This window comes from Candidatus Cloacimonadota bacterium (genome assembly GCA_012522635.1).
GTDB lineage: Bacteria > Cloacimonadota > Cloacimonadia > Cloacimonadales > Cloacimonadaceae > Syntrophosphaera.
Window position 1 is genome coordinate 1 of record JAAYKA010000112.1, and the last position, 8,591, is coordinate 8,591.

Annotated in this window: 6 protein-coding genes; 4 read left to right on the forward strand and 2 right to left on the reverse strand. The window is 50.7% G+C overall.

The window, feature by feature from the left end; genetic code table 11:
• Nucleotides 1-68: 68 nt before the first annotated feature.
• Together GX135_05890 and GX135_05895 are read right to left on the reverse strand one after the other, a co-directional pair.
• Nucleotides 69-467 carry a hypothetical protein gene (locus tag GX135_05890; protein NLN85616.1) on the reverse strand — a complete coding sequence of 133 codons (399 nt, stop codon included), beginning with the start codon at nt 465-467 and terminating at the stop codon, nt 69-71.
• Nucleotides 468-489: 22 nt separating this feature from the next.
• Nucleotides 490-1,203, reverse strand: coding sequence for a hypothetical protein (locus GX135_05895; GenBank protein NLN85617.1), 714 nt, complete (start codon nt 1,201-1,203; stop codon nt 490-492).
• Nucleotides 1,204-1,413: 210 nt separating this feature from the next.
• On the opposite strand from GX135_05895, the gene uvrA reads away from it, so the two are divergent.
• From uvrA to GX135_05915, 4 genes are read left to right on the forward strand one after another with little or no spacing between them, the layout of a single operon-like run.
• On the forward strand, nt 1,414-4,332 hold the full coding sequence (gene uvrA / locus GX135_05900; GenBank protein ID NLN85618.1) for an excinuclease ABC subunit UvrA: 2,919 nt from the start codon (nt 1,414-1,416) through the stop codon (nt 4,330-4,332).
• Between the two features lie 7 nt (nt 4,333-4,339).
• Nucleotides 4,340-6,577 (forward strand): cyclomaltodextrinase, encoded by a 2,238-nt coding sequence (locus GX135_05905; protein ID NLN85619.1) that lies wholly within the window; start codon nt 4,340-4,342, stop codon nt 6,575-6,577.
• A 49-nt stretch (nt 6,578-6,626) separates the two neighbouring features.
• On the forward strand, nt 6,627-7,802 hold the full coding sequence (gene coaBC, locus GX135_05910; protein NLN85620.1) for a bifunctional phosphopantothenoylcysteine decarboxylase/phosphopantothenate--cysteine ligase CoaBC: 1,176 nt from the start codon (nt 6,627-6,629) through the stop codon (nt 7,800-7,802).
• The gene (locus tag GX135_05915) at nt 7,799-8,578 is read left to right on the forward strand and encodes an SDR family oxidoreductase (protein NLN85621.1); all 780 of its coding nucleotides are present in this window, start codon (nt 7,799-7,801) and stop codon (nt 8,576-8,578) included. The genes coaBC and GX135_05915 overlap by 4 nt, the downstream gene beginning before the upstream one ends.
• Nucleotides 8,579-8,591 lie beyond the last annotated feature (13 nt).

Consider the following 8,591-nt stretch of genomic DNA (forward strand, 5'->3'; position numbering starts at 1 on the left):
AATCTATATCAAAAAAACCCACGTCCCTTAAGGAACGCGGGTAATCTGTGTTTAGAAAAAAGTATTATTTATGCTTCGATTTCTGGTTCGGCGGAAACTTCTTCTTCCTCATCTTCTTCTTCAAAGTATTCTTCGCCTTCTTCATCTCCCTGCAGGGCGGTTACTTCGATGTTGATGGCGCCTCTTGCCATTTCGGGATGGAAGTCATCGATATATTCACGCACGGTGGTTTCGATATCTTCGTGTTTTTCCAGGATTTCGGGCGAGAACTGCACTTTGATGTTCAGGATATTCAAGTTTTGGTTCACGCTCAGTTTAGGCCTTTCGCCATAAATATTATTAAGAAATTCAGGGAGGGATTTTGCCAATTTGGCAATGCCGCTAACGCGTTTGTATGCCTTGAAGCCGAAATGGGCTGCCAGGGCAACGCCTCCGAGCACCAAAGCCTTTTTAAAAATTTTCTTCATGATGGTCTCTCCTTAGGCTGCTTTATTTATAGATGGATTTAATTTTTCCCCAGCTCCGGCTTTGGGTGGAAACAGGCTGCTGGAACTGCGTGCCAGAGGAGGAGAAGGGGTTTAAAATGTATTCGCCATAACTGAAGGTTACGACTCCGGAAACCTGGGCATACTGGGTTCCAACGGAGGGGGCGGAAGTTTTTTGCCCAAAGCTTTGCAACGCCACAGCGCATTGACCGCTGCCATCGCTGATGGTGAAGCGTCCGTTTTTGCCCTTGGAACTGGTGACGGAAGCGTTCAAAATCCGAACGTAAACGCCTTCATAGGCTTCCGCTTCCATGGGATTGGAAAGCTGTCCGGTGCTGATGGTGACAGGGCTGGGCAAAGAACGGTTGCGGTCCAGAACTTGGAGGGATTTCAAATCCCGGATGCAGGTCATGCCGAAAATCTCCGCCACTTCACCGCTGAGGCGAACAAAATCTCCGGCGGAAGGATTGTATTTGCTGTCAAGCACATAGATTCCACGCCAGGCGCCGCTAATTCTTTCTGAGAGGAAAAAACCTTCTCCGCGATGACCTGTGGCGACAACAATACCTTCCAAAGTGACCTGCTTTCCCAACCAGGGCGAGGGGTAGGAACCGTCCACGCCGCGGTTTGCGGTGTATTGCACGTCATATATGTTCAAAGCTGCAGCCCCCAGCCAAAAGCTGAGTAAGATGGCGGTCAGCCAGATTGATTTTCTCATTATTTACCTCTTTAGGTCACTTTGTAACCACTTGATATGTTGTCAAGTAAAATCAAACAGGTATTTCGCTCCAAAACAGAGGCAAGTGAGCTTATTCTTTTTATGGCAGAAGGTTAAGGTGTTTTTTGGTCTTGGGGAGGCGGGAGCTTGAGTTTTCATTTGACAAATCCATGGCTTCGAAATTTTCTGCCCGGGACAGAGGTTTTGAAATTGAAGACAAAAATAGTCATTAAAGGTGCAGCAGAGCACAATTTAAAAAACATCGACTTGGAAATCCCCCGCGACATCATGGTGGTTTTCACCGGTGTTTCCGGTTCGGGAAAATCGTCCCTGGCTTTCGACACGCTCTACGCGGAAGGTCAAAGACGCTATGTGGAATCGCTTTCCGCCTACGCGCGTCAGTTTTTGGGACAGATGGAAAAACCGAAACTGGACTATATTGAGGGGCTTTCCCCGGCGATTTCCATTGAACAAAAAGCCGCCAGCAAAAACCCGCGTTCAACGGTGGGCACGGTTACGGAGATATACGATTATCTGCGTGTGCTTTACGCCCGCATCGGTGAACAATATTGCCATATTTGCGGTGACCGGGTGGGTTCGCAGACAGTTGACCAGATGGTGCAGCGTCTTTTGGAAAACCCGGAAAGCACGCGCATCCAAGTGTTGGCGCCGCTGGCTCAATCCCGCAAGGGTGAGCACAAGGAAGTCTTGGAGGATTTGCGTCAGGAAGGTTTTCTGAGGGTTTTAATCAACGGGAAGATGCGCAGCCTGGATGAAGAGATTGTTCTGGATAAAAAAAGCAAGCACGACATCGCCGTGGTGGTGGATCGTCTGGCGTTGAAAGAAGGCATCCAAAGCAGGCTGAGTGAATCGCTGGAACTGGCTTTGAGGCTTGGCGAAGGCACCGTGAAAATCGATTTTCCGGATTTGGGTGAAGCGCAGCTCCTTTCCGCCACAAATTCCTGCGCACGCTGTAATATCGGCTTTGAAGAGCTTTCTCCGCAACATTTTTCCTTCAACAGTCCCATCGGCGCCTGTGAGCTTTGCAACGGTTTGGGCTACAAGCTGGAATTTGACCCCGACCTGGTGGTGCCAAACCCTGAACTCACCATCTTGGAAGGAGCTGTGGCACCCTGGGGCAGGCTGGAAAGCAAGCCGGATAGCTGGACCATGAACACGGTTAAAAACCTCGCCAAAGCCTATGATTTTTCGCTCACAACGCCCTGGAACAAGCTGCCGGATATCGTTAAACAGCTCATCCTGTGGGGTTCCAAAGGTCGTAAATTCAAGAACGCCTGGACCAACGCCCGCGGTTCAGGCCAAATTTTCATGCGCCATGAGGGCGTGATTCCAACCTTGCAGCGCCGTATGCATGAAACGGTTTCCGAGGAAATGCGGCGTCATTATATGCAATATATCAGCGATAAACCTTGTCCCGATTGCAATGGCATGAAGCTGAAACCCAGTTCTCTGAGCGTGAAAGTCGGGGAGATAAACATCGCCCAAGCCACCGCCCTGAGCGTTCGACAGGCTTGTGACTTTTTCACCAAACTGAAGCTGGAGGGAAACCAAAAGCTTATCGCGCATGAGCTTTTGAAGGAAATCCGCAATCGCCTGGGCTTTTTGGAAAGCGTGGGCCTGCATTACCTGAATTTGGACAGACGCTCGCCCAGCCTTTCCGGAGGCGAATCCCAGCGCATCCGCCTCGCCAGCCAGATTGGTTCGCAACTGGTGGGCGTGATGTATATTTTGGATGAACCCAGCATTGGCCTGCATCAGCGGGATAACGCCAAACTGGTGAAGATGCTGTGTCAATTGCGGGATTTGGGCAATACCGTGATTGTTGTGGAACATGATGAGGACACCATTCGCGCCGCGGATATGGTTGTGGATTTTGGTCCCAAAGCCGGTGTTTTTGGCGGAGAAATCGTTGTGGCTGGCACTTTGAACCAAGTGATGAAAAATCCGGATTCACTTACCGGAGCCTATCTTTCTGGCAGACAAAGCATTCCCATTCCCCCAAAAAGAGTGAAACCGGATTCCCGCGTGATTTCCATCAAGGGCGCGGCAAAAAACAACCTGAAAAATATCAATGTGGATATACCTTTGGGGCTGCTGGTCTGCGTTACCGGCGTTTCCGGCAGCGGGAAAAGTTCGCTCATCAATCAAACCCTCTATCCGTATCTGCAAAACCACTTTTACCGCAGCTACCATCAGGTGGGTAACCTGAAATCCATCAAGGGTTTGGAGCATATCGACAAGGTGATTTGCATCGACCAGGACCCCATTGGCCGCACTCCGCGCTCGAATCCCAGCACCTACATCAAGCTTTTTGACCCCATCCGCCAGCTTTTCAGCCAGTTACCAGCTTCCAAGGTGCGTGGCTACACGCCGGGACGTTTTTCCTTCAACGTGCGGGGTGGACGCTGTGAAGCCTGTCATGGCGCGGGTGTGAACCAGATTGAAATGCACTTCATGCCGGATATTTTTGTGACCTGCGAGGTTTGTAAAGGCAAGCGCTACAATCAGGAAACGCTCTCCGTGCGCTACAAGGGTAAAAATATCTCCGAGGTTCTGGATATGGATGTGCAGGAGGCTTACGAGTTTTTCGAAAACATCCGTCCCATCCGCCAAAAACTGGAAACCCTGATGGAAGTGGGGCTGGATTATATCAAGCTGGGACAGCCTTCCACCACCCTTTCCGGCGGAGAAGCCCAGCGCATCAAGCTTTCGCGGGAACTGAGCAAAACCAGCACGGGAAACACGCTTTATCTTTTGGACGAACCCACCACCGGCCTGCATTTCGACGACATCAAGAAGCTGTTGGGAGTGTTGGGAAAACTCGTGCGTATGGGAAACACGGTGGTGGTGATTGAACACAATCTGGATGTGATAAAATCCGCCGATTGGATTATCGATTTGGGTCCCGAAGGCGGTGAAGATGGAGGTTACGTGGTTGCGGTCGGGACACCGGAACAGATTATGGAAAACCCGGATTCCTTCACGGGACAATTTTTGAAAAACCATATCGAACGCCAAACAACGAAACCCAAAAAGCAGACTAAAACAGCGAAAACCAGCCCTGCGAAATCCTCAGCCAGCAAATCCAAAACCAAGAAAACTGGATGATAAAGCCATGCCGGAAATAGAGTTACGCTACCAGCCACCCACAGCGGGAGACCATCAGGTCGGCATCGCGGGTGATTTTACCCAATGGGAAATTCTGGATATGACGGATATTGGCGGCATCTACCTTTTCCGCCTGCATTTGAACCCTGGGGAATATCGCTACAAGCTGATTGTGGATGGAAACTGGATGCTCGACCCCAACTGTCCCAAACGTGTTCCAGACCCTTTTGGAGGCCAAAATTCGCTGTTGAAAGTGAAGGGGCGAAAAGAGCCGGAGCTAAGCTGGAGCGATATTGAGAAAAACCTTGGTTTGCTGAGCGGTCATGATGAACCCCGTCTTCAAATAAACCGCCTTTCCCAAAACCGGTTTGAACTGCGTTTCCATTGGCATAACTCCTTGCCTGGCAATCTGTACGCCTTTGTGGACGACAAGCGTTTTGATTTGTTTTATCTGGGAGAAGCCCAAAAATCCGCGGCTTGGCATTGTTTTTTCGGTTCCGATGAGGCCACAGCGGAAATCCTGGTTCGCATCGAGGGTCATGAGAACAGCTTATGCTATGGTATGGAAGGTTTTACAAGCCCTCATGAAGCTCGTCCTCTGCCGGTAAATCTGAAAGAGTTGGAACGGTTCTCGGTTCCCGAATGGGCTCATAAAGCCATTGTCTATCAGATATTTCCAGACCGTTTTTACAATGGCAACCCCAGCAATGACCCGGATTTCAGCGAAGATTATTACGCGGATTGTCGCACCCAGCCGCCGGAAAATGAACTTTTGCCTCCCAACCGGGAATATTTCCATTTGGTGGAGGATTGGAACGACATCAGCGGTCTGAAACAGAGTCCCTGGCTGCCGAAAGGGAAGCCGGATTGGTGGTCTTTTTATGGCGGCGACATCGCCGGAGTGCGAAAAAAGCTGCCCTATCTGGTGGATTTGGGCATCAACGTCATCTATTTCAATCCGCTGTGGCAGGCGCGCTCGAACCACAAATATGACGCCATCGATTTTTGCGCCATCGACCCTCATTTTGGCACCAAAGAGGAGATGAAAGCGCTTGTTGATGAAGCTCACGCGCGGGGCATCCATGTTATTGTGGACGTGGCTTTCAACCACACCGGTGAGGATTATTGGGCTTTTCGTGATTGCGTGGAAAAAGGCCCCGAATCCCGGTATTGGAATTGGTATGACTGGCATCGCTGGCCTTTGCCAGAGCCACTTCCAGCGGATTTTCAACCCAAGGATTATTATCAAAGCTGGTGGGGCATCAAAGATATGCCAGACCTGAATTTTGACCTCAGCCGCAGCCATCCCGCGGAAAACCACATCAAGGATATTGACCAAGCAGAGCCGAACTGGCCTTTGGTGGAACACCTTCTGAAATGCACACGCTGGTGGCTGAGGGAAATTGGCATCGATGGCTTCCGGCTGGACGTTCCGGATGAGGTTCCATTTTGGTTTTGGGAGCTTTTCCGCCGCGAAGTGAAAGCCACCAAATCCCAAGCCTGGATTGTTGGCGAAATCTGGCAAAACGCGCGCCCCTGGGTGAACCCCAGATATTTCGATTCCGTGATGAATTACGCCTATTTCAAGGACCCCGTTCTGGATTTTTTCATCCTCGGCATTTGCGGCTACCAAAGCTTTGTCCAGCGCGTGGAAGAAGGTTTGGCTCAATATCCCTGGCTGGCATCGCAGGCGATGATGAATCTTTTGGGCAGTCACGACACCGTGCGGGTTTTGGAACTCGCCGGTGGCGACCTTCATAAAGTGAAGCTGGCCATGCTGTTCCTGATGACTTTTGTCGGTGCGCCTCACATCTATTATGGAGACGAAATTGCCATGTTGGGAGGTCGTGACCCTGATAATCGTCGTCCCTTTAATTGGGATTGGGAAAACGCCCCGGATGCTCTTGAACTGCATAGATTGGTCAAAGAACTTGTGAAGCTGCGCAAGGAGTATAAAGTCCTGACCCAGGGACACTTCGCTTTCTGGGATCCCTGTTGCGATAACCTCTCCTGGGTACGTTTTGACCATCGGGAAGCGATTTTTGTTATGATGAACCTCATGGAAATCCCCATCGATTATAATTATAACTTCAAAGATGATATACTTTTATTCTTTGGAGACGTGAAGGCTGTGGATGAACATTTTGAGCTGGGGCCTGGCGCTGTCATAATGTGGCACAAAAAGCGTTCCCGGCGCTTCAAACCCAGATTGCATAAAACCGGTCCCTGGTGGCAGCAGTTTTAAATTGACAGCATCAGCGCGCGCAGGAAACTGACCTGAAAGGAATTACGTTATGAAGAAAAAGATTTTGCTTTGCGTGAGCGGTGGAATCGCCGCCTACAAAGCCATCGAGCTTGCCAGCATGTTGAAAAAGGCAGGTTTTGAGCTGAAAACCGTGCTCACAGAATCGGCTCGGAAGTTTGTGGCTGGAATCAATTTCGCCGCCATCAGCGGTGGAAGCGTGCATACATCCTTGTTTGAGGATGCCGACCCCATCCCACACATAGCTTTGGCGGATTGGGCAGACCTCATTGTGGTGGCACCCGCCACGGCAAATATCATGGCCAAAGCCGCGCGCGGAATGGCTGACGACCTGCTTTCAAACATCCTTTTGGCGCATGCCAAACCCGTTCTTTTTGTTCCCGCCATGAACGTTCACATGTTCGAACACCCTGCCACACAGGAAAATATGCGTATCCTGAAAGAGCGCGGTCATTTCATCATGCAGCCCGAAACAGGACTTCTGGCCTGCGGTTACGAGGGAAAGGGCAAATATCCACCCAATCAGGAAATTGTTTATGCCATCCGCTGCCATCTGGAATATCCCCAAGACCTTGATGGAATCAGCGTTTTGGTGACCGCTGGCGCCACCGCCGAACCGATTGACCCCATGCGCATGATAACGAACCGTTCCAGCGGAAAAATGGGTTTGGCGATTGCGCGCGCTTTCTCTTTGCGGGGCGCCAAAGTGACTCTTATCCACGCCTTGATGGATGAAAAACCGCCCTGCCACCTGCAGGAAACAATTTTCGCGCCCTCAGCACAACTGATGAAGGATGCAACCCTGAAAGCCGGCAAAGTGGCTGATATTGTGGTCAAATGTGCCGCGGTCTCGGATTTCAAACCCTTGAAGGCATCCACCCATAAGATTAAAAAGGGCGCCAATCTCATGCTGGACCTGGTTCCCACGGATGATATTCTGGCTCAGCTTGGCAAGAAAAAAGGCAAAAAACAGAAGCTGGTGGGTTTTGCCGCCGAAACAGAAAACCTTATTCCCAACGCACGTAAAAAGCTGGAAAGCAAGAATCTTGACCTCATCTGCGTGAACCATCTGGACACCGCGGGCTCTGATGAAACCAGCCTTTCCCTCATCAAAGCCGGCGCCGCTAAAAACGGCAAACCAGAGGTTTTGACCGGCGATAAATTCGAGGTGGCGCTCTGCCTGGTGGATAGGATTATCAAGCTATGAACGGACTTGTAGTCATCACCGGAGCCAATGGCCAGCTTGGTTCATCTTTGGCAAAAGCCTGGGCTGGCGGAAAACAGCGGCTACTTCTGCTTTTTCACCGGGACACAAAACGGATTGACCAACTGCGCGGCCTTCCCGGGATTTGCCTGAAAAGCTGTAATCTCATGGAGTTAACCGCCCTCAAAACGGCTCTGGAAGAGGGATGTCAGGAATTGAGCGCACAGCCCACAGGCTTGGTTCATTGCGCTGCCATCCGCAGTTCCGACGCCAAAACCTTGGCGGAAAGCGACCCCAAAATGTTCGACGAAGTTTTTAACAGCAACGTGACCATGGCATACAACGCTGTCCGAGCCTGCCTTCCGGGGATGTTGGAACGCAAATTCGGACGGCTGTTGCTTCTGGGTTCAAATGTGGTTCAAACTGGCTTGCCCAGCGGTTCTGCCTACGCCGCAGCGAAAGCCGCCATCGTGAATCTTGTCCGCAGCGTGGCTTTGGAAGCGGCGCCCTCAAATGTTTTGATTAACGCCATCTCACCAGCCCCGATTGAAACTGATTTGGAAGCGGATTATCAGGGAGAATATCTGGCCTTTCGACAGCGCTATTTTGAAACTTATAAAAAGATGAGCCCCACCGGGAAGTTGATTTCCCTGGAAGAACTGCGGCTCACTATTGAATTTTTGCTGGATTCAGGTCTGCAAAACCTCACCGGACAAAACATCATCCTGGATGGCGGGCTTTCCGCTCCCATTCTTGGTTCCCCAAACAGCGCCACATGAATCGCCCTTTAGA

Excerpts from the sequence above, each read along its gene's own strand:
- GX135_05890 (NLN85616.1), bottom strand. The coding sequence starts at position 467 with ATGAAGAAAATTTTTAAAAAGGCTTTGGTGCTCGGAGGCGTTGCCCTG.
- GX135_05895 (NLN85617.1), bottom strand. The coding sequence starts at position 1,203 with ATGAGAAAATCAATCTGGCTGACCGCCATCTTACTCAGCTTTTGGCTG.
- GX135_05905 (NLN85619.1), top strand. The coding sequence starts at position 4,340 with ATGCCGGAAATAGAGTTACGCTACCAGCCACCCACAGCGGGAGACCAT.
- coaBC (NLN85620.1), top strand. The coding sequence starts at position 6,627 with ATGAAGAAAAAGATTTTGCTTTGCGTGAGCGGTGGAATCGCCGCCTAC.
- GX135_05915 (NLN85621.1), top strand. The coding sequence starts at position 7,799 with ATGAACGGACTTGTAGTCATCACCGGAGCCAATGGCCAGCTTGGTTCA.